Origin of the sequence: Carnobacterium divergens DSM 20623 (genome assembly GCF_000744255.1) — a bacterium.
In the GTDB taxonomy this organism is placed as follows: domain Bacteria; phylum Bacillota; class Bacilli; order Lactobacillales; family Carnobacteriaceae; genus Carnobacterium; species Carnobacterium divergens.
On the sequence record NZ_JQLO01000001.1, the window covers coordinates 1,785,717 to 1,812,127 of the forward strand.

17 protein-coding genes, 6 tRNA genes, 4 rRNA genes and 1 riboswitch are annotated in these 26,411 nt (G+C 37.2%); of the genes, 2 read left to right on the forward strand and 25 right to left on the reverse strand.

Annotated elements, in window-relative coordinates:
- Positions 1 to 36 precede the first annotated feature (36 nt).
- From galE to BR52_RS08700, 12 genes are all read right to left on the reverse strand, one after another.
- Positions 37 to 1,026, reverse strand: coding sequence for a UDP-glucose 4-epimerase GalE (gene galE / locus BR52_RS08645; RefSeq protein ID WP_034571543.1), 990 nt, complete (start codon positions 1,024 to 1,026; stop codon positions 37 to 39).
- A 115-nt stretch (positions 1,027 to 1,141) separates the two neighbouring features.
- A complete protein-coding gene (locus BR52_RS08650) occupies positions 1,142 to 2,296 on the reverse strand; it encodes a GGDEF domain-containing protein (RefSeq protein ID WP_034571546.1) in 1,155 nt (384 codons plus the stop codon).
- 198 nt (positions 2,297 to 2,494) lie between these two features.
- Positions 2,495 to 4,300, reverse strand: coding sequence for a glutamine--fructose-6-phosphate transaminase (isomerizing) (gene glmS, locus BR52_RS08655; RefSeq protein WP_034571549.1), 1,806 nt, complete (start codon positions 4,298 to 4,300; stop codon positions 2,495 to 2,497).
- A 361-nt stretch (positions 4,301 to 4,661) separates the two neighbouring features.
- Complete coding sequence (gene glmM / locus BR52_RS08660; protein ID WP_034571553.1) at positions 4,662 to 6,020, reverse strand: phosphoglucosamine mutase; 1,359 nt, start codon at positions 6,018 to 6,020, stop codon at positions 4,662 to 4,664.
- A gap of 53 nt (positions 6,021 to 6,073) precedes the next feature.
- Complete coding sequence (locus tag BR52_RS08665) at positions 6,074 to 7,207, reverse strand: CdaR family protein (RefSeq protein WP_034571554.1); 1,134 nt, start codon at positions 7,205 to 7,207, stop codon at positions 6,074 to 6,076.
- On the reverse strand, positions 7,204 to 8,043 hold the full coding sequence (cdaA, locus tag BR52_RS08670) for a diadenylate cyclase CdaA (RefSeq protein ID WP_034571559.1): 840 nt from the start codon (positions 8,041 to 8,043) through the stop codon (positions 7,204 to 7,206). Before cdaA ends, BR52_RS08665 begins: the two co-directional genes overlap by 4 nt.
- Positions 8,044 to 8,135: 92 nt before the next feature.
- Positions 8,136 to 10,631, reverse strand: coding sequence for a YfhO family protein (locus BR52_RS08675; RefSeq protein ID WP_034571562.1), 2,496 nt, complete (start codon positions 10,629 to 10,631; stop codon positions 8,136 to 8,138).
- A gap of 165 nt (positions 10,632 to 10,796) precedes the next feature.
- Positions 10,797 to 10,869 (reverse strand) — tRNA-Lys (locus tag BR52_RS08680).
- A gap of 9 nt (positions 10,870 to 10,878) precedes the next feature.
- Positions 10,879 to 10,994: ribosomal RNA gene (gene rrf, locus BR52_RS08685) — 5S ribosomal RNA — on the reverse strand.
- 56 nt (positions 10,995 to 11,050) lie between these two features.
- Positions 11,051 to 11,122 (reverse strand) — tRNA-Gln (locus BR52_RS08690).
- A 4-nt stretch (positions 11,123 to 11,126) separates the two neighbouring features.
- Positions 11,127 to 11,210 (reverse strand) — tRNA-Tyr (locus BR52_RS08695).
- Positions 11,211 to 11,578: 368 nt separating this feature from the next.
- Positions 11,579 to 11,650, reverse strand: a tRNA-Glu gene (locus tag BR52_RS08700).
- Positions 11,651 to 11,953: 303 nt separating this feature from the next.
- Here BR52_RS08700 and BR52_RS08705 point away from each other — a divergent pair.
- On the forward strand, positions 11,954 to 13,780 hold the full coding sequence (locus BR52_RS08705) for an APC family permease (protein ID WP_034571565.1): 1,827 nt from the start codon (positions 11,954 to 11,956) through the stop codon (positions 13,778 to 13,780).
- Positions 13,781 to 13,847: 67 nt separating this feature from the next.
- Here the strand turns inward: BR52_RS08705 and BR52_RS08710 are convergent, their stop codons facing one another.
- The 7 genes from BR52_RS08710 to BR52_RS08740 form a co-directional block, all read right to left on the reverse strand.
- The gene (locus tag BR52_RS08710) at positions 13,848 to 14,120 is read right to left on the reverse strand and encodes a GNAT family N-acetyltransferase (RefSeq protein ID WP_034571568.1); all 273 of its coding nucleotides are present in this window, start codon (positions 14,118 to 14,120) and stop codon (positions 13,848 to 13,850) included.
- A gap of 118 nt (positions 14,121 to 14,238) precedes the next feature.
- Positions 14,239 to 14,311, reverse strand: a tRNA-Thr gene (locus BR52_RS08715).
- Positions 14,312 to 14,338: 27 nt separating this feature from the next.
- Positions 14,339 to 14,412: transfer RNA gene (locus tag BR52_RS08720), tRNA-Asn, on the reverse strand.
- Between the two features lie 15 nt (positions 14,413 to 14,427).
- Positions 14,428 to 14,543 (reverse strand): 5S ribosomal RNA (rrf, locus tag BR52_RS08725).
- Between the two features lie 89 nt (positions 14,544 to 14,632).
- A 23S ribosomal RNA gene (locus tag BR52_RS08730) occupies positions 14,633 to 17,554 on the reverse strand.
- A gap of 218 nt (positions 17,555 to 17,772) precedes the next feature.
- Positions 17,773 to 19,327: ribosomal RNA gene (locus BR52_RS08735) — 16S ribosomal RNA — on the reverse strand.
- The 16S, 23S and 5S rRNA genes sit together here with 2 tRNA genes alongside, the layout of an rRNA operon.
- Positions 19,328 to 19,735: 408 nt before the next feature.
- Positions 19,736 to 20,434, reverse strand: coding sequence for an O-methyltransferase (locus BR52_RS08740; RefSeq protein WP_034571571.1), 699 nt, complete (start codon positions 20,432 to 20,434; stop codon positions 19,736 to 19,738).
- 224 nt (positions 20,435 to 20,658) lie between these two features.
- On the opposite strand from BR52_RS08740, the gene cbpA reads away from it, so the two are divergent.
- Positions 20,659 to 21,300: a cyclic di-AMP binding protein CbpA gene (gene cbpA, locus BR52_RS08745; protein ID WP_034571575.1), complete on the forward strand. Its 642-nt coding sequence runs from the start codon at positions 20,659 to 20,661 to the stop codon at positions 21,298 to 21,300.
- A gap of 60 nt (positions 21,301 to 21,360) precedes the next feature.
- Here the strand turns inward: cbpA and BR52_RS08750 are convergent, their stop codons facing one another.
- The 6 genes from BR52_RS08750 to cshA all read right to left on the reverse strand — a co-directional run bounded on the left by BR52_RS08750 (position 21,361) and on the right by cshA (position 26,159).
- Complete coding sequence (locus BR52_RS08750) at positions 21,361 to 21,858, reverse strand: QueT transporter family protein (protein WP_034571578.1); 498 nt, start codon at positions 21,856 to 21,858, stop codon at positions 21,361 to 21,363.
- A gap of 6 nt (positions 21,859 to 21,864) precedes the next feature.
- Positions 21,865 to 21,912, reverse strand: a riboswitch (PreQ1 riboswitch).
- A 76-nt stretch (positions 21,913 to 21,988) separates the two neighbouring features.
- Positions 21,989 to 22,339 carry a type II toxin-antitoxin system PemK/MazF family toxin gene (locus BR52_RS08755; protein ID WP_034571581.1) on the reverse strand — a complete coding sequence of 117 codons (351 nt, stop codon included), beginning with the start codon at positions 22,337 to 22,339 and terminating at the stop codon, positions 21,989 to 21,991.
- A 13-nt stretch (positions 22,340 to 22,352) separates the two neighbouring features.
- The gene (locus tag BR52_RS08760; RefSeq protein ID WP_034571584.1) at positions 22,353 to 22,616 is read right to left on the reverse strand and encodes a hypothetical protein; all 264 of its coding nucleotides are present in this window, start codon (positions 22,614 to 22,616) and stop codon (positions 22,353 to 22,355) included.
- A 135-nt stretch (positions 22,617 to 22,751) separates the two neighbouring features.
- Complete coding sequence (gene alr / locus BR52_RS08765; protein ID WP_034571587.1) at positions 22,752 to 23,864, reverse strand: alanine racemase; 1,113 nt, start codon at positions 23,862 to 23,864, stop codon at positions 22,752 to 22,754.
- Positions 23,865 to 23,895: 31 nt separating this feature from the next.
- Positions 23,896 to 24,249 (reverse strand): holo-ACP synthase, encoded by a 354-nt coding sequence (gene acpS / locus BR52_RS08770; protein ID WP_034571589.1) that lies wholly within the window; start codon positions 24,247 to 24,249, stop codon positions 23,896 to 23,898.
- Positions 24,250 to 24,539: 290 nt separating this feature from the next.
- Positions 24,540 to 26,159: a degradosome RNA helicase CshA gene (gene cshA, locus BR52_RS08775; protein ID WP_034571592.1), complete on the reverse strand. Its 1,620-nt coding sequence runs from the start codon at positions 26,157 to 26,159 to the stop codon at positions 24,540 to 24,542.
- Between the last annotated feature and the right edge of the window lie 252 nt (positions 26,160 to 26,411).

Consider the following 26,411-nt stretch of genomic DNA (forward strand, 5'->3'; position numbering starts at 1 on the left):
AAGAAAGAGCAAATGCTTTTGCATTTGCTCTTTCTTTTATTTTGTATAACCTTTTGGATGATTAACATGCCAGTTCCACGCTGACTCAATAATCGTATCCATTGTTGTGTATTCAGGTTTCCATCCTAACGTATCTTGAGCTTTCTGACTTGCAGCAACTAATGTGCTTGGATCTCCAGCACGTCTTGCCTCCACTTTTGTTGGAATTTCTTTCCCTGTAATTTTTCTTGCAGCTTCCACGATTTCTTGAACTGAAAATCCGGTAGAGCTACCTAAATTAAAGATATTACTTGAATTTCCTGCTTCTAAGTACTCCAAAGCTAAAATATGAGCAGCAATTAAATCCTGTACATGAACATAATCACGAATACACGTTCCATCTGGAGTGTCGTAATCATTACCGAAAATTGAAAGCTCAGCCCTTTGTCCTAAAGCCGTTTGTAGTACCAAAGGAATCAAGTGCGTTTCTGGTGTATGATCTTCGCCAATTTGCCCATTAATTTTCGCTCCTGCAACATTAAAATAACGTAATGCAACATAGTTCATTTGATACGCTTCCTCACACCACTTCAACATTTTTTCCATCATTAGCTTTGTTTCTCCATATGGATTTGTTGGATTTGTTGGAGCTGACTCTGCAATCGGCATCACCTTTGCTTCTCCATAAGTAGCTGCTGAAGAAGAAAAGACAATTTTTTTCACATCAAACTCTTCCATCACTTCTAAAACAACCTGAGTTCCGTACACATTATTGTTAAAATAGGTTAAAGGTTGTTCCATTGATTCGCCAACTAAGCTATTGGCTGCAAAATGCAACACTCCGTCAATGTCTTCCTTTTTAAAAATATCTTGTAAAAATGCTTTATCCCGAATATCACCTTGATAAAAACGAGCCTCCTTATGAATCGCCTCTTTATGGCCTGTTTGCAAATTATCTACGACTACTACCTGATACCCTTTCTCAATTAATTGATCTACCCCGTGAGATCCGATATAACCTGCCCCACCTAAAACTAAAATAGTCATCCCTAATCTCCTTTAATTTATCTTATTTTATTAAAATTAATACTTCAAATATAGTTTACTATGTTTTACATAAAATAGTAATCTTATTTCTCCAATCTTATTAAAAACTAACTTCTTACTTGAATTCACCTGTAAGCACATCACTTGAAAATACTTTATTTCTCCCATTATGCTTTGAATGGTACAGTGCTTCATCTGCCAGTTCCATAAAACCATTTAGTGTGATTTCACTTCTTAGCCCTTTAACTAATGATGTCACACCAACAGATACCGTCACATGAATCAACTGATTTTCATAATAAAAATTCGTTGATTCTACTTTTTTACGCAGTTTTTCAGCGATTCCTACAGTTTCTGTACCATTTTTTTTACTTAGAATAATCGTAAATTCTTCTCCACCTACACGAAACACATCTACTTTTTTTAATTCATCAATTTCTTGAATCGTTTTAGCTAAATTTTTTAACACAATATCGCCAGCTAAGTGACCATAAGTATCATTAATAGCTTTAAAATAATCAATATCAAAAATAATTAACGAGAAGGCTTCTTTCTTCTCCCGAGCTTTAAAAAAACCTTCATTCATTTTAGCATTAAAGTCTTTTAAATTTCTTAATTTAGTTAATTCATCCGTTAAACTTTCTTCCATTGTTTGAAATAGTAAATTGTTCAAATGATATAAATAGGAAGCACTCACATAGGCAATGATACTCAAAATAACAAAATTTAAATAATCAGAAAAAACTGCAAAAAAGTAATAGGAATGATACCCGTCAAAATTAGTCAAATAAATCCAAATCCAAAAAATAGAAGCAGAAATCAGACTATAAATAAACGTCAACAATTGATTTTGCTTTACGATCAACTGAATCACTACCACTAATAGAAAAAAAGAAGTAAAAATGGCAATGTATCCTAAGGAAACAAGGGTCATACCATAATAAAAAAGTCTAAAAACACTACACAAAATAACAGATACTAGTGAAATATTCCGATTTAAAAAAATAATAGGAATTAAAATAATAATCATTCTTAAATTCCCAAAAATCAGGTAATAGTCTTCTTTTTGGGACATCATCATAAAATAGATAGAAAAAAGTGTCATAATCAATCCAGAAATAAGAGTAATCACAATGCGATACGTTCTTTGACTTAAAAATTGCTTAATATATAACTTAAATGAAGCAACAATAAATGCTTCGATAAAAAAGATTCCTAAGATAGAGATGATCCCAGTAATGTAGGGTTCAACTAATAAAAAAGCATCCATAATTACCTCCTTGTAATCAATAATGGAACAAAAATTTAGCAACTAAGAACAGCGCTTATTTTAATCAATTTAAAGTATAACATCTTAATAAAAAAATAACACAATTAAACATTTAAAATCTACTAAAAAATCAGTGTGATTCTACCTAATTTCAAAAAAAGAAACCAACTTGGAATTTTCCAAGTTGGTTTCTTTTCATTATTCAACGGTTACACTTTTTGCTAAATTTCTTGGTTTATCCACATCATTTCCACGATGCAAACTTGTATAGTAAGAAAGAAGTTGCGTGGGAATCACACTAATTAGCGGTGTTAACAACGAATGTACTTGAGGTAAAATGAATTGATCTTCCTCTTCTGCTACGTCTTCCATCGCAATAATCATGCTATGAGCGCCACGAGATTTAACTTCTTGAACATTTCCTCGTGTATGTCCAGCAATGGATTCTTCAGTAATAATCGCCATAACTGGTGTCCCCTCTTCAATCAAGGCAATTGTTCCATGTTTTAATTCTCCTGCTGCAAATCCTTCTGTTTGAACATATGAAATTTCTTTTAATTTCAGCGCTGCTTCCATAGCAACATAATAATCCATTCCACGACCAATATAAAAAGCATTTCTGCTGACGCTTAAATATTCAGTAGCTAGTTGTTCTAATCGTTCTTTTTCATCAATGATCGTTTCCATTCCTGTTGCAACAAGCGCCAACTCGTGGACTAAATCGAAGTTTTGAGCCAGCCCTTTAGCTTTTCCAACAACATCTGCAAGAACTGCTAACACTGCTATTTGGGCTGTATAGGCTTTCGTTGAAGCGACTGCTATTTCTGGTCCTGCATGAAGCAACAAGGTAAATTGAGCTTCTCTAGAAAGTGTAGAGCCGGCAACATTGGTAATGGTTAATGTTGGATGATTCAATTCATTAACTTTCACAAGCACTTGTCGACTATCTGCTGTTTCACCACTTTGAGTTAAGAAAATAAAGAACGGATTTTCAGTTAACAATGGCGTATTATAGCCAAACTCACTTGATAGATGAACTTCAGTTGGAATATGTGTCAATGATTCTAATAATTGCTTTCCGACCCATCCAGCATGGTAACTTGTGCCACAAGCAACTATATAAATACGATCACTTGCTAGCATCGTCTCCGTAATAGCTGAATCAATTTCTAATTGCTGCTGTTCCCCTTGATAGTGTTGCAAAATTTTACGCATAACAGCTGGTTGTTCATCAATTTCTTTTAACATATAGTACGGATAAGTTCCTTTTTCTAAGTCATTTAAATCAATTTCAGCTGTATACGGTAATCGATTGATTTCTTTATTTTCTGCATTTTCAATTTTGATAGCTGTTGCTGTAACCGTTACTACCTCACCATCCATTAACTCAACAAATTGATTGGTTACTTGGATCATTGCCATAGCATCACTACAAACTACATTAAACCCTTCTCCTAAACCAACTAGTAATGGACTTTTATTTTTCGCAACATAAATTGTATCAGACACATTTTTATCCATCAATGCAAGGGCATATGATCCCTTCAAAAGACTTACTACTTTTTTAAAAGAGGCAAGTGTTGTTAATCCTTCTAATGAAAATTTTTCAATCAATTGCACAATCACTTCTGTATCTGTGTCACTAACAAAATCAACATCTGATAAATACATTGATTTTAGTTTAGTAAAATTTTCAATCACGCCATTATGGACAAGCGTAAAACGACCGCTTTGAGATTGATGAGGGTGAGCATTTATCACACTCGGAACACCATGTGTTGCCCATCTAGTATGGCCAATTCCAATGCTTGCTTCAACATCTTGACGAACAATGTTACGTAACGCTAAAATACGACCTTTTTCTTTAAATAGATGGTCTTGCTTCGTATCATCAATAAGATAAATTCCAGCAGAATCGTACCCACGATATTCTAATTTTTCTAACCCCTGTAATAACACTTCTTTTGCATTTTGATTTCCTACTACTCCGACAATTCCACACATAAATAAAATCCTACCTTCTGTTTGATATAGTTGTCGTTTCTAGGTACTTGGCAATTTCTTTGTTAACAAATCACTTTGTATTTTTAGAATTGCCTGTAGACTGCACTGCCTAGAGCCATCCGCCGAATCTTTCGATAAGCTCTCTCCTCGTCACCATTTTTTTGATAAAATGGCCTGGCGCTTTTATTGGTATACCACATTTCTAATATGATATTTCTAGAAACACAATTAATAATATAACACAATCACGTAATAGTCAAATAATATTTCCAAAACCTAAAAATTGGTATACACCAAAAACGAAAAATGCTATTTGAAAGTTCTGCTTAAAAGCATCTTTTCAAATAACATTTTAAAATTTTTATTCAGCTAGTCCAATTTCTTGACGAACAACATCTGCAATTCGATCAACATATTGATTCACTTTTTCTTCTGTTGGAGCTTCTCCCATCACACGTAATAACGCCTCTGTCCCACTTGCACGAACTAAAATACGTCCGTCACCGTTCATTTCAGTTTCAACTTCCTCAATTACCGCTTTAATAGCAGGGACTTCCATTGCACCATTTTTATCAGCTACGCGAATATTCACTAATTTTTGTGGATATGTTGAAACTTCTGCTGCTAACTCAGATAATTTTTTACCTGTTTGCTTCATCACATTCAATAATTGAATTCCAGAAAGCATCCCATCACCCGTTGTATTGAAATCCAAAAAGACCATATGACCTGACTGTTCTCCACCAAAGTTATACCCATTTTTGCGCATTTCTTCCACAACATAACGATCTCCAACTTGTGTTTGTAGAGCAGTCATTCCTGCTGCTTCAACGGCTTTGTGAAAACCTAAATTACTCATAACAGTTGCAACAATTGTATCTTTTTTCAAGCGACCTTTTTCCATCAAGTATTTTCCACAAATATACATAATTTTATCACCATCAACAATTTGCCCCAATTCGTCAACTGCAATAATTCTATCACCGTCACCATCAAAAGCCAATCCTACATCCGCTTCTTTTTCTAAAACAAATTCTGCTAGTTTTTCTGGATGTGTTGAGCCAACTCCATCATTGATATTGATACCGTTTGGTGTATTTCCCATCACATCAAAATCTGTTTCTAAATCAGCAAACAAGCGATTTAACAGTGGTGCTGTTGCGCCATTTGCTCCATCAAGACAAACATGTAATCCAGAAAGATCAGACGGAATTGTTTGTTGCAAGAATTGCGTATATTTCAACGAACCTTCTAAATATTCATCAACTGTACCTAATCCTGCTGCGCTTGGACGCGGCAATGTATCTTCTTCTAAATCTAATAGAGCTTCAATTTCTAATTCTTGATCATCTGAAAGCTTAAACCCATCTGCTCCAAAGAATTTTATTCCATTATCTTGAGCCGGATTGTGAGAAGCTGAAATCATTACACCCGCAACAGCACCTTGCACTCTTGTTAAATAAGAAACTCCAGGTGTCGAAATCACACCCAACTGCATTACTTCTATCCCTACTGATAACAGTCCAGAAATTAACGCTGTTTCTAATAATTGTCCTGATATTCTTGTATCGCGACCTACTAAAACACGTGGATGCTCAATACCTTCTGCATGTTGATTTAAAACATGTCCTCCAAAGCGACCTAATTTAAACGCTAATTCTGGAGTCAGCTCTGAATTAGCTACCCCTCTAACACCATCTGTACCAAAATATTTTCCCATGATAAATTTCTCCTTTATGAATTTATTTCATTCTGCTATCTCAGTCAACCTCATTAGTTGCTGGAATCTTCTTTTGATTCTGAACTTTCACTTGAGCTACTTGAACTTTCTTTACTGGAACTACTGGAACTGCTTGATGAACTACTTGAAGGAGTAGATTCCGAAATAATACTCTCACTTGTTGGAGGACTAATGACTTCCCCACCAGAATTTGTAGATACTGTGTCGCTAACGGTAATCACAACTTTTATAGTGATTGGACTAACTGAAGTAATCCCATCAGGCAGTGATAAGGCAATCTCTTTTGTCGTTGTTTCAGTAATTCCCGTCACATCAACACTAACAGGGAAACTACTTAGACTTTCTAAAAAGTTTTTATCTCCAGTAACATTAACTTTTGTTTGATCTCCTTTAATTCCAAGTTTATAGGTTTTCCCTGCAACGGGTGTTCCCGTTTGATTCAGCATAATAGGCACATCTTTGCTAGCTGACTTAACTGGGATTGATACTTGAACTTCCTTAGGATTGATATTAACATCTAGCTTATTGCCACTTTCATCTAAGACCTGAACAGGAACTTTTTGATTGATATCTTTTGTTACTCCATTTTCAGGGGATACTGTAGCATAGACTTTACTGATTTTATCAATTGTTGACTCTGCTCCCGAAATTTGCACCGTGTTATAGTCTAATGTCGGAGTTCCCGCTTCATAACCTCTTGCAAGCAAAGCTTTATTAAATTCAACATCGACATTAAATGTTTTTATTTTTTTATTTTCAATTATGATAGTCGCATCACTTGGCGTAAGAGTTACCGCAAGCTCATCACTAAACCCTTCTGGAGTTAAATTAATTTTATGAGTTCCCACTCCTAATTTATTCAGGTTTTTTGCAACAACTTTAAAGTTTTGTGCAGTGATGGTTTGTTGGATAATATTCTTGGACCCTTCAATTTTAACAGAAACCGTTTCAGGTAATCCAGAAACGAAATACTTATCTTGATCCACATCAACCGTAATTGGAACATTTGAAATCACTTGTGAACTATTTACACTGAGTCCATCAATGGGATTACTCGTACTAATACGACCATTATTTTCAAAATTCACATAGCTAAACAGCAACAACGCAAAGACTAAAGCGACAATTCTTAAAAACCAAGGATTATTATAAATCTTCTCAATCATTTAGAACCATCCTTTCTCAAGCCTTCAATAAACTCTTGAACCGGATTTTTTTTAATTGTTTCTTCTTCAACAATTAATTCTTTTTCTAAATATCTAATAAACTCTTCTTGTGTTAAGTCTCGTAAAAGCTCACTATTACGAGTCACACTCACACCACCAGTTTCTTCAGATACAACAATTGTTAACGCATCTGTCACTTCGCTTAAACCGATTGCCGCTCTGTGTCTTGTACCAAGCTCTTTAGGAATAAGAGAACTTTCTGACAAAGGTAAGTACCCTGCTGCTGCTGCAATTTTATAATCCTTAATAATCACTGCACCATCATGTAACGGCGTATTTGGAATGAAAATATTAATCAGTAGCTCACCAGATATATCTGCATCTAGCGGTATACCGGTTTCAATATATTCATCTAAGCCTGTTTCCATTTGAATAGAAATCAGTGCTCCAATTCTTCTTTTAGCCATATATTGAACGGATTTATCCAGTGCTTTGATTAACTGCTCACCAGGATTAACTTGTCTTTTGGTTCTTCCAAAGAGCGAACCACGACCTAAATGTTCTAAACCTCTGCGAATCTCTGGTTGAAAAACAATGATAGTTGCTAACACACCCCATGAAATAATTAAATCCATGATCCAATCAATCGTTTCTAATTTAAGGAAGAAGCTAACCATCTTAATTACTACGATTACAGCCATTCCTTTTAATAGTTGGACAGCTTTTGTACCTTTTAACAATGAAATCAGTTTATAGATAAAAAACCAAACAACTAATATATCAATGACGTTTAATAAATGACGCCACGTAATGAGTTGTGACCAATCAAATGTCATCTATACACCTCCAACTTTCTAACTTTACTATTAACAATTTTAATTATAACACAATTTTTATAGGGAAGATGCAACTTAAAAAACCTATTTTTTTATCCCCCTCTCTTTTTTTTAAACAACTCTAAAGAAAGTAAACTTATAAGGGACATTAAACTAATCACACTTCCAAATAAGAAGCCTTTTGGAATAAAGCTTAATTCAATTTGATGGGGGCCTTTTGACAAAGAAATCCCCATAAAGTCATCTAATACACGATCCGCTTTAATTTTCTTACCATCAACTTTAACTACCCAATTTTTATCATACGGAATAGCCATATACAATAAATTATCATTGTCTTTAATGTCGACAGTCGCTCTAATATGATTGTCCTTCCAATCTGTAATCATCCATCGTTTCTTTGTTAATTGATCTTTAACCTGATTTAATACAGTTTCATCTAAAATTTGAATATTTGTTGAATCAATACTTATTTCATCCTTTGTTTTGAAGACTAAATTTGCTGACTCTCCTTTTTTAAGTTCTCCTAAATTAAGCAGCGCTTGATTACGAATCGCTACTTTAGGGGCAATTAATCGATTATTCATATAAACTTCGATGGTTTCCATTTTGTTATTTGGCAAATACAAATACGCTGTACCATCGTTCTCAGCAGTAAAACGATATGCATTGTTAGTTTCTTTTTTAACAACAACAGGCTTAAAAATTTCTTCCCCATTTTTTGTCAAATTAGCCGTAATTTTATTTTGATTTTCAAAGGGTGATTTAGTCATAAAATGAACAGATTTAATTTCTTCAGGAACTACATAGCCTAAACTCGTCGGGTAAGCTTCATGAATTCTATGAATCACTGCGTTACCTGATTCCTCTTCGCTAATCTTGTATCGAACATTAAATAGATAATCAAGCAATTCTGTTTGCCCAACACTGCTAATTCGGCGTTCATTTTTACTATTCAAACCTAAATTTTCAAGTGTTTTCCTTAGGGAATCATTTAATGTTGAACTATAGTAAGGTGTACTATGATAATTGTATAAAAAACTACTATTATATCCATTATCAATTCCTTGTATACTATTATCCATTCGGTATAAGTCAGAATCTTTTTCATTTATGGGATCAATTAAATTCGTCAATTCTATCATATCTGACCTAAAACGAGACTCACTTTCAAATGGTGTTGCTCTTAGCATTTGTTCAAAATTAACACCTATTTCCACTGCCACAATTAAAAAAAGTAGAATTTGCTTTCGTTCACTTAATTTTGACCATCCAATTAAGCAGCCATTGATACTTATAAATAAAATGGATATCCAAAATAATCTACTATCCAGTTTTTCTCCAACAGTTGAAAAATAGTTGCTATAAAAATACCCAATTCCCAATAAGACAATTAAAGAAAAACAAATTTTCCCAATCAAACTGGCAGGAATCTCATCACGTTTAAGCCAAGTTTCGTAAGCCAGTTTAATCAATAAAAAACTCAACATATAAGAATTACGATAAGGAAAACCTGCTGTTTCTTGAAACATATGCCAAATCGTATTAAATAGCTGTAACCAAAAACTCAAGAAAATAAAGCCTATTAAAGTAAAATTACCCCATTTATCTTTTTTAGATACCTTTTTCAAAAAGAAAAAAGCGATTGCTAAGATCAAAACAAAACTCCCCACAAAAAAACTAGGAAGATGTTCTAATCTAGTTTGGAAATTTGTATGATCAATTCCTAATTGAGTAAATATTTCTAAACCAAATAATGGAGTAGGCAGAAAAATATGCCAATCAATCACAGATTTCCCCGTCTTTAACATACCAAAAACGGCTGGAGCTAATATCACTCCATTTAACCCTGCTCCAATCAACGAATACCCCATAAATTTTATCCAATTGGATTTATTAATCGAAATATATTCTTTCCAAGATTGATAGTTTGTTCGAACGACTGTCCAATAAATAAAATACATCAATGCAAAAATACAGGTCATATAGCCTAAATAATAATTTGTAAAAATCGTACTAAATAGAATTAAACAATAAAATACAGTTCTTCCTTCATCAACTAACCATTGAATTCCCAGTGCAAGCAACGGAAGAAAAATTAGCGCATCCATCCACATAATATTGTACATATAAATTCCAACATAACCAGAGAGTGCATAAATCATTGCAAAAAAAAGTTGAGAAAAGTCATTTCTATGATATGTTTTTCGTAAATAATAGTACATACTGCCAGACATACAAGCAATTTTCAAGAAAAGAACATATGTAACTGCTGTTGAAAGATACGTTTGTGAGACAAATAAAAAAATAAGATTAAATGGACTCATTAAATAATAGGCTGCCAACGGTAAAAATGAATCTCCCATTCCACTAGAAAAAGAATAAAGCAGACTACCCTCTCCAAAAAATATTGTTTTTAATTGCGCAAAAAATGGCACGTATTGTGTCCCAAGGTCACTTACTAATAAATTGGCATCTCCAAAAGGGACAATTCCTTTACTAATAAAAATCGGTACCAAAATGAACAACGGCATTAAAAAGCTAACAAGTTGTTTTTTATTTAATTGTTGCATTTTCTTCATTAACATTTCAAAACTCCATTCTTTAGTTTCTTAACTTTAAAATTATTTTACTAACGGAATTTTAATTATACCATGTTCTTATTAAGGATTACTAAAGAAATCCTTAATAGTAGTTGACTATGTATAAAAATACAAAAAAAGCATTTATAACAATTTGTTATAAATGCTTAATGAGTCATGTAGGATTCGAACCTACGACCCTCTGATTAAAAGTCAGATGCTCTACCAACTGAGCTAATGACTCAATATAACTGCATGGCAACGTCCTACCCTCACAAGGGGAAACCCCTAACTACTATCGGCGCAAAGAAACTTAACTACTGTGTTCGGCATGGAAACAGGTGTATCCTTCTTGCTATCGATACCACACAAATTATTTAATTCATTCTACATATCTATTACATAAAATATAAATATTGTAGAGACTGGGCTAGCTGGATTCGAACCAACGCATAACAGAGTCAAAGTCTGTTGCCTTACCGCTTGGCGATAGCCCAATAATGGTGGAGGGGGGCAGATTCGAACTGCCGAACCCAAAGGAGCGGATTTACAGTCCGCCGCGTTTAGCCACTTCGCTACCCCTCCATTTAGAGAAGTCTTGTTAATCAATTAACTCAACGAAAGTTATTATAACAGGATTAACAATCTCATGTCAACACCAATTTTCAAAATAGATAAATGGATTGATTTCTTTGTTGCCACATTTCGTAACAACTTCATTATTATAATATAGATTTGAAAAATTGGCAATACCTTTTAGGCAGTTTTTATGAATTAAAATTAATTTAATCATCAAAAAGTGATAGTTTATACATAAACTACTGGCCATAAAATTAATTCACTTGATTTCTCTCTATTAGATAGAAATCTTTCCAAAAAAATATATGATAGGATCGTCAGGTTCCTCATGTAATAAACAAAAAAAGAGTCAAGAATAAACTTGACTCTTTTTATGACCCGTACGGGAATCGAACCCGTGATACCGCCGTGAAAGGGCGGTGTCTTAACCGCTTGACCAACGGGCCATAAGCACAAGATTTATTATATAAAGAAATGACACATTTGTAAAGTACTTTTTTCATTATTTCCATTTTAATTGAATCCTTTGACTTCTTCATTAATTTTTGTTAGCTTTTAGATACTTATTCTTATATATAATGTGCTATTTTTATTGAAATTTTAGCTTAATAAACCTGATTTTTATTTTTATTAAAATTTTCTTTTTCTTCATTAGAAATTAGTACTTGATAATAGCTAAAAACAGGTATATAATCACTTGTTTGTGAGGGTAAATTTATATCTAATAAAACAATAAGGAGTTAACTAAAATGTGGAGTGTGATTAAACGTTATTTAATTGGAAAACCTTTAAAATCTTCTGAAGAAGGAGATCAAAAGTTAGGGAAATTTAAAGCTCTTGCTCTTCTTTCTTCTGATGCACTGTCTTCTATTGCATATGGAACCGAACAAATCGTTTTGGTTTTAGCGGCTCTTTCGACAGCTGCTATATGGTATTCCATTCCAATAGCTGGATTTGTTTTAATTTTATTATTAGCACTTGTTCTTTCATATCGACAAATTATCCATGCTTATCCTCATGGTGGTGGGGCCTATATGGTTTCTAGTGAAAATCTAGGACAAACTGCTGGCTTAATCGCTGGAGGCTCTTTATTAGTAGATTACATGCTGACTGTTGCTGTTAGTGTATCTGCTGGGACAGAGGCAATTACGTCCGCTCTGCCAATGCTCTACCATTACAAAGTACCAATTGCTATTATTATTGTCTTTTTAATCACCGCAATGAACTTAAGAGGTTTGCGAGAATCAGCTTCCTTCCTAATGTTTCCTGTTTATTTATTTGTAGCAGTTATTACAATATTGATTGTTGTTGGTATTGGTAAAATTATTCTTGGATTAGCTCCTTTCCATGCAACTGCAACGATTGGTGCAGTTGTTCCTGGAGTTACATTAGGTCTATTACTTAGGGCATTTTCTTCGGGTTCGTCTTCTTTAACCGGAGTCGAAGCCATTAGCAATGCCGTTCCTTTTTTTAAAGCTCCTCAAGCAAAAAATGCTGCTGGTACGTTAGCTTTAATGGGTGGAATCTTAGGATTCTTCTTTGCTGGTATTACATTTTTAAACTATTGGTATGGAATTGTTCCAACAGAAAAAGTTACTGTTCTTTCTCAAATTGGAACGGCAATTTTTGGACAAGGAATTTTCTTCTATTTATTACAATTTTCTACAGCATTTATTTTAGCCTTAGCTGCAAATACTGGTTTTTCTGCTTTTCCAGTGCTGGCTTTTAATTTAGCAAAAGATAAATTCATGCCTCATATGTACTTAGCCAAAGGCGATCGTCTTGGCTATTCAAATGGAATCATTACCTTATCACTTGGTTCCATCATCTTGATATCCATTTTTAACGGGGAAACATCCCGTCTAATCCCTTTATATGCAGTAGGGGTATTTGTACCATTTACCTTATCACAAACTGGTATGATCATTAAATGGAATCGTGAGCGCCCTAAAGGATGGATGGTCAAATCTATTTCAAATATTGTTGGAGCTTTAATCTCCTTCTCAATTTTTGCAATTTTATTATTTTACCGTTTATCAGAAATTTGGCCATTTTTCGTTATCATGCCTATCATGCTTTATATCTTCTATAAAATTCATGATCATTACAAAAAAATTGCGTTACAACTTCGCATTGAACAGTCTGTACCCGTCAGTTATAAAGGGAATACCGTTGTTGTTTTAATCAGTAACGTTACGCAAGTAACCAATGAAGCACTAAATTATGCCAAAAGTATCGGTGACAACATAATTGCGATGCATGTTTCTTTTGATGAAAACCCTGAAAAGGAAGAAGAATTTGCTACTGAATTTCGAGAAAAATACCCCGATGTTCGTCTAGTAAATTTACATTCTTCATACAGAACCATCATTGCTCCAGTCTTGAGATTTGTAAAATTAGTTCAGAAAAAATCTAGTAAACAAGGTTACACTACAACTGTCTTAATTCCTCAATTTGTTCCTAAAAAACCTTGGCAACACATTCTTCATAATCAAACTAGTTTACGTTTACGAGCAGCACTGATGTCAAAAGAAAATATCATCGTTTCAATTTATAGTTACCACTTAAAAGAATAATCAAAAAGAAGCCATTACTAGAGTTACGAGTAATGGCTTCTTTTTTAATTTAGACGCTTATCAAAAATTAAGCTTCAATGTCTTTATATTCAGGCTTACGTTCAAATTCAGCTTTAGCATACGGACACAAAGGAACAATTTTCTTACCTTCAGAACGCATTTCATCAACTACGCGTTTTACAAGTTGACTTGCTATTCCCTGTCCTCTTAATGAAGGATCTACAAAAGTATGATCTAAAATAACCTTATTTTCACCTGTTGGTACATAGGTAACTTCTGCAATCATTTTACCTGTCTCGTCGTTCTTATAAAAGCGATTTTCTGATTTCTCAAACTCCATGTAAACACATCCTTTACTATTTGTTACAATTAGTTTACCACTATTTATACAATTTGACCAATAATGCATAAAAAAAGAGCCTTATAGGCTCCTTTTTATAAGAAACATAGAATTATTAAGCCACTTGCCGGATTTGAACCGGCGACCCCTTCCTTACCATGGAAGTGCTCTACCGACTGAGCTAAAGCGGCGACCTAAAATTTGGATAAAAAAAAATACTCCGCAAGTAGGACTCGAACCTACGACATCATGATTAACAGTCATGCGCTACTACCAACTGAGCTATTGCGGAATAATTATAAAAAAAGCGTGGCAACGTCCTACCCTCACAAGGGGAAACCCCTAACTACTATCGGCGCTGAGAAGCTTAACTTCTGTGTTCGGCATGGGAACAGGTGTATCCTTCTCGCTGTCGCCACCACACTTCTTATTTAGTTGAGACAACTTCGTTCTCTCAAAACTGGATATTGTAAGCACAATTTACTTTTTGATTCATGTGTTCCACCATTTATTTGGTTAAGTCCTCGACCGATTAGTATTGGTCCGCTCCATACATCGCTGTACTTCCACTTCCAACCTATCTACCTGATCATCTCTCAGGGGTCTTACTTGCCGAAGCAATGGGAAATCTCATCTCGAGGGGGGCTTCACGCTTAGATGCTTTCAGCGTTTATCCCTTCCACACATAGCTACCCAGCGATGCTCTTGGCAGAACAACTGGTACACCAGCGGTGTGTCCATCCCGGTCCTCTCGTACTAAGGACAGCTCCTCTCAAATTTCCTACGCCCGCGACGGATAGGGACCGAACTGTCTCACGACGTTCTGAACCCAGCTCGCGTACCGCTTTAATGGGCGAACAGCCCAACCCTTGGGACCGACTACAGCCCCAGGATGCGATGAGCCGACATCGAGGTGCCAAACCTCCCCGTCGATGTGGACTCTTGGGGGAGATAAGCCTGTTATCCCCAGGGTAGCTTTTATCCGTTGAGCGATGGCCCTTCCATGCGGAACCACCGGATCACTAAGCCCGACTTTCGTCCCTGCTCGACTTGTAGGTCTCGCAGTCAAGCTCCCTTCTGCCTTTACACTCTACGAATGATTTCCAACCATTCTGAGGGAACCTTTGGGCGCCTCCGTTACTCTTTAGGAGGCGACCGCCCCAGTCAAACTGCCCGTCTGACACTGTCTCCCACCACGATTAGTGGTGAGGGTTAGAGTGGTCATACAGCAAGGGTAGTATCCCACCAATGCCTCCACCGAGACTGGCGTCCCGGCTTCTATGGCTCCTACCTATCCTGTACAAGCTGTACAAACACTCAATATCAAACTGCAGTAAAGCTCCATGGGGTCTTTCCGTCCTGTCGCGGGTAACCTGCATCTTCACAGGTACTATAATTTCACCGAGTCTCTCGTTGAGACAGTGCCCAGATCGTTACGCCTTTCGTGCGGGTCGGAACTTACCCGACAAGGAATTTCGCTACCTTAGGACCGTTATAGTTACGGCCGCCGTTTACTGGGGCTTCAATTCTGAGCTTCGCCGAAGCTAACCCATCCTCTTAACCTTCCAGCACCGGGCAGGCGTCAGCCCCTATACGTCATCTTACGATTTTGCAGAGACCTGTGTTTTTGATAAACAGTCGCCTGGGCCTATTCACTGCGGCTGACCAATTGGTCAGCACCCCTTCTCCCGAAGTTACGGGGTCATTTTGCCGAGTTCCTTAACGAGAGTTCTCTCGCACACCTTAGGATACTCTCCTCGACTACCTGTGTCGGTTTGCGGTACGGGCAGATTGTTTCTAACTAGAAGCTTTTCTTGGCAGTGTGACATCAGGAACTTCGGTACTATTAGTTCCCTCCCCATCACAACTTGTCCTTATAGTAGCAAGCATTTAACTCACTTCAAGACTTATTGCTTAGACGCGCATATCCAACAGCGCGCATTCCTTAGCCTACTGCGTCCCTCCATTGTTCAAACAAAACAAACTGGTACAGGAATATCAACCTGTTGTCCATCGCCTACGCCTATCGGCCTCGGCTTAGGTCCCGACTAACCCTGGGAGGACGAGCCTTCCCCAGGAAACCTTAGTCATACGGTGGACGGGATTCTCACCCGTCTTTCGCTACTCATACCGGCATTCTCACTTCTAAGCGCTCCACTAGTCCTCACGATCTAGCTTCAACGCCCTTAGAACGCTCTCCTACCATAGAACCCTAAGGTTCTATCCACAGCTTCGGTGTACTGTTTAGCCCCGGTAAATTTTCGGCGCAGGGTCACTCGACTAGTGAGCTATTACGCACTCTTTAAATGATGGCTGCTTCTGAGCCAACATCCTAGTTGTCTAAGCAACCCCACATCCTTTTCCACTTAACAGTAACTTTGGGACCTTAGCTGGTGGTCTGGGCTGTTTCCCTTTCGACTACGGATCTTATCACTCGCAGTCTGACTCCCGGATATAAATCAATGGCATTCGGAGTTTATCTGAATTCGGTAACCCTAGAAGGGCCCCTAGTCCAAACAGTGGCTCTACCTCCATGATTCTTAATTCCGAGGCTAGCCCTAAAGCTATTTCGGAGAGAACCAGCTATCTCCAAGTTCGATTGGAATTTCTCCGCTACCCACACCTCATCCCCGCATTTTTCAACATACGTGGGTTCGGTCCTCCAGTGCGTATTACCGCACCTTCAACCTGGACATGGGTAGGTCACTTGGTTTCGGGTCTACGACCACATACTCATTCGCCCTATTCAGACTCGCTTTCGCTGCGGCTCCGTCTTATCAACTTAACCTCGCATGTAATCGTAACTCGCCGGTTCATTCTACAAAAGGCACGCTATCACCCATTAACGGGCTCTAACTATTTGTAAGCACACGGTTTCAGGTACTCTTTCACTCCCCTTCCGGGGTTCTTTTCACCTTTCCCTCACGGTACTGGTTCACTATCGGTCACTAGGGAGTATTTAGCCTTGCGGGATGGTCCCCGCGGATTCCGACGGAATTTCTCGTGTTCCGCCGTACTCAGGATACACAACAGAGTGAACTTTGTTTCAAATACGGGGCTTTTACCCTCTTCGGCGGACCTTTCCAAGTCGCTTCTTCTACAAAATTCATTTATGACTCTTAATGTCGTGTCCTACAACCCCAAAGAGCAAGCTCTTTGGTTTGGGCTCTTCCCGTTTCGCTCGCCGCTACTCAGGGAATCGAATTTTCTTTCTCTTCCTGCAGGTACTTAGATGTTTCAGTTCTCTGCGTCTACCTCTACTAACCTATGTATTCAGTTAGTAGTAACATCCTATAAAAGATGCTGGGTTCCCCCATTCGGAAATCTTTGGATCAAAGCTTACTTACAGCTCCCCAAAGCATATCGGAGTTAGTCCCGTCCTTCTTCGGCTCCTAGTGCCAAGGCATCCACCGTGCGCCCTTATTAACTTAACCTATTTTGATTACTCAAAATTGTCGTTAATACGTTTTATCTTACGATAAGAACGTTAAAAAACTCATTTAAAACGCGGTGTATACATTGTTTCTTTTTTCATAAATTGCTTTCTTACAATATCCAGTTTTCAAAGAACAAATTTCAGTTGAGAAGATTAGACCTCTCAAAACTGAACAAAGTAATGACGAATGTGTGGGGTTTCCGTAATATTCCTTAGAAAGGAGGTGATCCAGCCGCACCTTCCGATACGGCTACCTTGTTACGACTTCACCCCAATTATCTATCCCACCTTAGACGGCTGGCTCCTAAAAGGTTACCTCACCGGCTTCGGGTGTTACAAACTCTCGTGGTGTGACGGGCGGTGTGTACAAGACCCGGGAACGTATTCACCGCGGCGTTCTGATCCGCGATTACTAGCGATTCCGGCTTCATGTAGGCGAGTTGCAGCCTACAATCCGAACTGAGAATGGCTTTAAGAGATTAGCTTGGCCTCACGACTTCGCGACTCGTTGTACCATCCATTGTAGCACGTGTGTAGCCCAGGTCATAAGGGGCATGATGATTTGACGTCATCCCCACCTTCCTCCGGTTTGTCACCGGCAGTCTCACTAGAGTGCCCAACTGAATGCTGGCAACTAGTAATAAGGGTTGCGCTCGTTGCGGGACTTAACCCAACATCTCACGACACGAGCTGACGACAACCATGCACCACCTGTCACTTTGTCCCCGAAGGGAAAGCTCGATCTCTCGAGTGGTCAAAGGATGTCAAGACCTGGTAAGGTTCTTCGCGTTGCTTCGAATTAAACCACATGCTCCACCGCTTGTGCGGGTCCCCGTCAATTCCTTTGAGTTTCAACCTTGCGGTCGTACTCCCCAGGCGGAGTGCTTAATGCGTTAGCTGCAGCACTGAAGGGCGGAAACCCTCCAACACTTAGCACTCATCGTTTACAGCGTGGACTACCAGGGTATCTAATCCTGTTTGCTCCCCACGCTTTCGAGCCTCAGCGTCAGTTACAGACCAGAGAGTCGCCTTCGCCACTGGTGTTCCTCCATATATCTACGCATTTCACCGCTACACATGGAATTCCACTCTCCTCTTCTGCACTCAAGTTCTCCAGTTTCCAATGACCCTCCCCGGTTGAGCCGGGGGCTTTCACATCAGACTTAAAGAACCGCCTGCGCTCGCTTTACGCCCAATAAATCCGGACAACGCTTGCCACCTACGTATTACCGCGGCTGCTGGCACGTAGTTAGCCGTGGCTTTCTGGTTAGATACCGTCAGGGGATGAGCAGTTACTCTCATCCTTGTTCTTCTCTAACAACAGAGTTTTACGATCCGAAAACCTTCTTCACTCACGCGGCATTGCTCCGTCAGACTTTCGTCCATTGCGGAAGATTCCCTACTGCTGCCTCCCGTAGGAGTCTGGGCCGTGTCTCAGTCCCAGTGTGGCCGATCACCCTCTCAGGTCGGCTATGCATCATGGTCTTGGTGAGCCATTACCTCACCAACTAACTAATGCACCGCGGGTCCATCCATAAGTGGTAGCCGAAGCCACCTTTCATCAAGCGACCATGCGGTCACTTGAAATATGCGGTATTAGCATCCGTTTCCGAATGTTATCCCCCTCTTATGGGCAGGTTACCCACGTGTTACTCACCCGTCCGCCACTCACTTGGTCGAAAAGCAAGCTTTTCAACTTCGTGCGTTCGACTTGCATGTATTAGGCATGCCGCCAGCGTTCGTCCTGAGCCAGGATCAAACTCTCATATAAAAGTTATGATTAAGACCGAAGTCTTATGCTCATTTTTGATTGCTAGCGAATAATTATTCACTATTTTGTTTGTTTCTCTTGACCTAGTCAAGAGACCCTACACATTTGGTTCGTCTTACTTTGTTCAGTTTTCAAAGGTCTAAGTTGTTTCGTTGTTGTTTTGACAACTTCTATATATTAGCACGTTTAGAAGTTTGTGTCAACAACTTTTTTTATTTTCTTTTTCGCTAAGTTGTTGTTACGTCCTAGCGACATGTAATAATATACCAAGATTTCACCACTTCGTCAACACTTTTTTATACATTTTTTTGTTTTTTTGTATATTTCATTGGAAACCTGTTAATTAACAGGTTTTTACCTAAATTAAAAAGACTGTTTTTTTGTATAAACAGTCTTTTTACTCTTTTTTTATTCAATTAAATATGAAAAATCCGTGTTATCTTTTTTAACAATCATCAATAAACCGTCTCCAAGTGGTAAAATACTACTTTCTAGGGCTTCATGTTTCATTACTACATCTAAAAAAGCATTTAGTTTTCTATGAATTGCTCTTGAGCGTTTTGGTATCTCTTCTTTCGGAAGTAAAATTGTTCCACCTTGTAAAACATCGTCTACAATCAACATTCCTCCCACTTTCAACAGGCGCATACATTCCGGAAAGAAATCATAGTATTTTGATTTCGCACTATCCATAAAAATAAAATCGTACGGTCCTCCTAAAGTAGGTAGGATATCCGAAGCTTGTCCTTCTAATAAAGTAACTTTGTCCGTTAAACCTAATTTTTCATAGTTTGCCTTTGCTTTATTAATCATCACATCAAAACGATCAATTGTTGTAACGTGTCCGTCCTCTCCAACATGTTGAGCCATTAGACTAGATGAAAATCCGATTGCTGCTCCGATTTCTAAAATATTTTTTGGTTTCAATTGTCCTAGTAATAAGTTTAAGAATACTACTGTTTCGTGTGGAATAATTGGAACTCCGTTAGCATTTGCGGTTCTTTCTATTTCGCCAAGCTCTCCTGCAAGTGGTTTTTGTTGTTTTCGAATAAACTCTAAAACATCTTCATTTACAACTGGACGATACATCATTTCATTTCGTGCCATATAAAAGCCTACTTTCTTATTTATACTATATTTTAAAAGAATTTATTTAGAAACTTGTTCTATTATAAAATTCTACTCTACAAGACACAAGCTTTTAATGAAAAAAAGTTTTATATTTCTTTGCAAATCTAGTTGAAAACATTTTACTCTAGCTCTTTATATGGTATTATCAAAGGAGTAGAGCCTTTTCATCAACTCATTAAATTATAAAGGAGGATACGATGATGTTAATAAAATCACTTTGTATTCCTAAGAAAAAATTAACGACTGTTAAGGAAACCGTTACTCTTCAAGAAGCTATTGAAATTTTGGAAAATTCTGGTTACCGTTGTATTCCAATTCTTGACGAAACCGGAACTATTTTCCGAGGTAATATTTATAAAATGCACATTTACCGTCATAAAGCGAATGGCGGAGATATGAGTTTACCTGTTACTCATTTGCTTAAAAATGCGACTAAATTCATTTCTGTTGATTCTTCATTCTTTAAAGTGTTCTTTACAATCAAAGAATTGCCTTATATTTCTGTATTGGATGAAGAAAATCGCTTTTATGGAATCTTAACCCATAGTTCTCTTTTAAACATGCTCCAACAATCTTGGAATGTTAAAGTAGGTAGTTATGTTTTAACTATTGCTTCTTCTGGTTTAAAAGGCGATTTAAGTAATATGACTAAAATCATCAATAAATATTGTACCATTGCAAGTTGCATTACACTTGACGTTGAGCAAGATGATTTAGTCCGTCGCACAATGATTACCTTGCCAGCTGGCGTTGAAGAAGAAAAACGCGATCAAATTATCGAGCATCTTGATAAACGTGGTTTTAGAGTCGTTGAGATTGAAGATTTAAAACATTTAAATTAGCTATTAAAAAAATCCTCCACTAAACTAAGAGTCATTTCTCCTATTTAGTGGGGGATTTTTTTATTTTTCAATTCTACGGTTAAAATCTACATAAGTATTTAATGCTTTCATAACTGGCATTGTAAGAACTAACACAATCATTTCACCAATTCCAGTCGTTAAATAAGTAGCCCAAAATGGCAACCCAAATACTAAAACAAGCTCCCACGCAATAATCGCCATCGTCAGACTGAAGACTATCGTATTAATAATCATCTTTAACCATACATTCTCTACTTTTGCTTTACGAATCAATCCGCTAGTAAGCAGCAAGGCAACCAACGACTGACCAACTCCAAAAACCAAATCATAAACGCCAAGAGATGAAAAAAATAAATTTGAGATACATACTCCAGATACGATTCCAACAATATATTTTTTATTAAAGACCACTAGATGATTGAACATCTCAGCAAATCTTAGTTGAACTGCTCCAAAAGATAACGGAGCCAGTACTGCTGTTATCGCAACATACAATGCCGCAACAATAGCATTTGTGACTAATGTTTTTGTTTTCACTACTATTTCCTCCTAGTTTTTTTTCGTGGGATGGTATGAATGAACCACGTTTATGAGACAAGCTCTTGAATAGTATAGCATATAATGAAAAAAAATCATCTGCCTTTAGACAGATGATTTTATATAAGTATCAAACACTTCCTGTAAGTCCCACACTAATTTCCAAAGCTTCATCAACCTTTTGCATTAATTGAAAATCAATTTGGGTCACTTTATCTTTTAGTCGTTGTTTGTCAATTGTTCTAATTTGCTCTAATAGGATAACTGAATCTCTTTCTAAACCATGATTTTCAGCTGATACCTCAACATGTGTAGGCATTTTTGCTTTTTGAATTTTTGCAGTGATAGCTGCAACAATAACCGTTGGACTATAATGATTTCCAACATTGTTTTGGATGATTAAAACTGGGCGCATTCCGCCTTGTTCCGATCCAACTACCGGTGATAAGTCTGCGAAATAAACTTCTCCCCGTTTTACCATAGGCTTTTCCTCCCTAGATACCTCGTTCAAACTTTGAACTTACGTCTTTTTCACAACCTTCAAATTCATTACAAATATCCAGATTGATTTCAGACATTTCTGCGTATCCTTTGCGCATGGTATCATGATTTTTTTTATTTTCTTTAAAAAAGCGAATCATTACAGCGTTGACAAATTCCGTTTCATCGGCTGAATATTTTGCACAATATTCTTGGATTTCTTGATAAATTAAGCCATCTAATTTAATTTCTAATGATTCTATTTTTTTATTCTCCATGATCCATACCTCCAAACAATGCTAAGTTAAATTTTATAGCTTTCGTTTTATGGTACCATGAAAAATAAAACTTTTAAATAGTCCTTTTTGAATTATTTGGCATATGTAAAATTTATCAGAAATTCTGTTCACAAATTAAACATAAATTCGAGGTACTCTTAAAGCGATACCACATATGATTTCATAATTAATTGTGCCTAAATATTCTGCTAACTCTTCCATCGTTACTTGATCATTTCCACTTTTCCCAACTAAGACAACGGTCGTCCCTACAGGATATTCTTTTGGCAAACGGATCATACATTGATCCATACACACACGTCCAATGATTTCACAACGTTGCCCATCAACCAGGACAGTTTGTCCTTGTAAACTTCTCCGCCATCCATCCGCATAACCAATTGGAATCGTTCCTACCCACTCACAATCGCTTGCTTCGTAAGTGGCTCCGTAGCTAACTGTATCTCCTGGTTGTATTTCCTTAACATGCACCAATTCACTAATCAGTTCCATAGCAGGTTCTAAAGAAATCGGTGCTTTCAAAGTTGTTCCAGATGGATTTAAACCATACATAGCGATTCCGTAACGAATCAAGTTTGTTGGTATTTGTTGATGCCATAGCGCCGTTGCACTATTTGCAGCATGTACAAATTGTGGCTTATTGCTTAAACAACTTATCAACTTATTGAACTGTTTTAGCTGACGATTAAATTGCGTTTCATCCGCTTCATCTGCTGTGGCAAAATGTGTAAAAATACCTTCAAATTCAATTAATTCAGAATTAGTCACATAATTTTCTGCTTCTGTTAGTTCTGAAACGGTTCTAAAACCAATTCTTCCCATACCCGTGTCTAATGCTAAGTGAATACGTAAGGCTTTAGTTTGTTGCACTAATCTCTGCTCGGCTTCTTTTAACCATTCTAAGCTACTTACAGTCACACTTAAATCTTCAGCTGCTATGATAGGAACAAATTCTACATCAACTATTCCTAAAATCAAGATTGGCTCAGTAATTCCAGCCTTTCTTAACTCCAACGCCTCATCTAATAGCGCAACACAAAATCCAGATACCCCACTATCTCTCGCGATTTTCGCAATTTCAACAGCTCCATGTCCATAGCCATCTGCTTTGACAACTGCAAATAATTTGCACTCATCTCCTATTCTAGCCTGTTCATTTTGCAAATTGTGTCTAATTGCTTTCTTACTAATTCTTGCATATGTCTTGCGATGCTTTCCTGAAACCAAAAAAATCCCACCTTTATTTTGTAGCAAAATATTAGGTATTTTCCAAGATTACTTGAGCCGCAGCAATTGTATCTGTATGCGTAATGGAGATAAAAGTATTACCTATAAAAGGCGCTTTAGCAATATACGGTTTTCCTTTTTCATCGTTTAATACTTCAATATCCAAAAAACCTACTTTTCCAATTCCCGTTCCCAAAGCTTTTGAAAAGGCCTCTTTGGCAGCAAATCTTCCCGCTAGAAATTCCATTTTCCGTTTTCCGTTCAACTGATTGAATACTTGTTGTTCATTTTCTGTCAATACTTTCATTGGAAAACTAGCCTGTTTTTCATATGCCTTAACAATTCGTGGAATTTCAGTTAAATCTAAACCAATGCCAATAATCATTTAGAATCCCTCTTTTATGTATCATTTCTAATTGGCTTACTTACCATTGATTAAGAAGCGGTAAAAGTTCGCAAACCTTTAATAAGTGTTACTAGCAGTAATTTTATCAAAAAAAAATACTTTTGTCACCTTTTAACCACTATTATTCTGTTAAACATTATTATTTATAAGTTGTTATCTTATTTTTTTATTTTTTCTTTATATTTGGATTTTTTTAACAGTTACTGCCCTCTAATTTCTATCAAAAAAAGAAGGAACTTCTATTAATATAGAAGTCCCTTCTTGAAAGATTAATCTTTATTACGGATAGTAAAGTTACGATCTCCGCCACCATTGCGACGGTTATCTGTTGCTTTACCACGGTTGCCAACACTCTTACGAGCTTCGCCACTTCCGTTACTGCTACTACGTTTGCTGTCTTTACTCCAATTTCCATTAGAGCTAGCTCCGCCGCCACTACGACGATTATCTTTACCTGAGCGGTTTCCTCCGCCATTTCCACGACGTTCGCCGCCACGGTATGATGATCCACCTTTGCTACGACCACCGCCGCCACTACGGTTACCACCACCGCCTCCGCCACCTTTACGGTTTGGAAGTGGACGCTCTGGAGTGATTTTAACTGGAACTTCGCTTGCATCTTTTGAAATGCTCTTCAAGAATGCTGCTGCCAGATCCGTTGCATCATAGTCTTCTAACAACTGTGCTGCTGCTTTTTCATAGCGTTCTAATTCATTAGAATTAATAACTTCGCCTACTGTTTCCATTGCTGCTTTGATTTGGCCTTCGAAAGCTTCATCATTTGTTGGTGGACGTAATGCAGTCATTTTCTTCTTCGTCAATTCTTCGATTACTCGTAGGTAGCCCATTTCATTTGGTGTAATGAAAGTTACTGACATACCTTCTTTACCAGCACGTCCTGTACGACCGATACGGTGAACATAACTTTCTGGATCTTGTGGAATGTCATAGTTGTAAACATGTGTTACTCCTGAAATATCTAATCCACGAGCAGCTACATCTGTTGCAACTAAGATATCTAAATCGCCTTTTTTAAATGCTTTTAAAACACTCATACGTTTTTGTTGAGACAAATCTCCATGGATTCCTTCTGCACGGTAACCACGCATTTCTAATCCTTTTGATAATTCATCTACACGACGTTTTGTACGTCCAAATACAATCGTTAATTCAGGTGTTTGAACATCTAATAAACGAGTCATGATATCAAATTTTTCGAAGTCTTTACAACGTACGAAATATTGATCAATCAGATTAGCAGTCATTTCAGTTGCTTTGATTTTAACATGTTCTGGTTCTTTCATGAATTTAACACCGATACGTTTGATAGCATCTGGCATAGTTGCTGAGAATAATAATGTTTGGCGAATTGATGGTACTTCTTTGATGATTTTTTCAATATCTTCTAAGAATCCCATGTTTAACATTTCATCCGCTTCATCCAATACTAATGTTTCAACGTGATCTAATTTTAAAGTGCGACGGTTGATATGGTCAAGTAAACGACCTGGTGTACCAACAACGATATGTGGTTGGTCTTTTAAAGCACGGATTTGACGGCTGATATCAGCGCCACCATAAACTACTTGTACGCGAACTTTTTTATCACGGCTTAAACGGAACAATTCTTCTTGTGTTTGAATTGCTAATTCACGTGTTGGCGCAATAACTAAACCTTGGACAGTACGATTGGTAATGTCGATTTTTTGTAGCATTGGTAACCCAAATGCTGCTGTTTTACCTGTACCTGTTTGTGCTTGACCAATTACATCTTTTCCTTCTAAAGCTAGTGGAATTGTTTGATCTTGAATTGGTGTTGCTTCCTCAAAGCCTAAGCGTTCTACGGATTGTAGTAATTCTGGTGATAATCCTAATTCTGAAAATTTCAATATATTTCCTCCCATTTACAAAACCTTAAAGAGAGATTTTTGCGAAATACAGGCAATAAAAAAACCTTCTGCTGTCAGTCCATATAAAAACCCGGTGTCTGATTGACGAATTCGTCATGCACCAGGCCCTTCATTTCATATAAAAACTTGGGTTTGTTTCTCCAAGTTTCGTTTTCTCGCGTATCTATTCACAAAACCCTCAATGGTTTCATTTTCTGTTATCTAAGCAATGTTACCATGTTTCATTCTAAT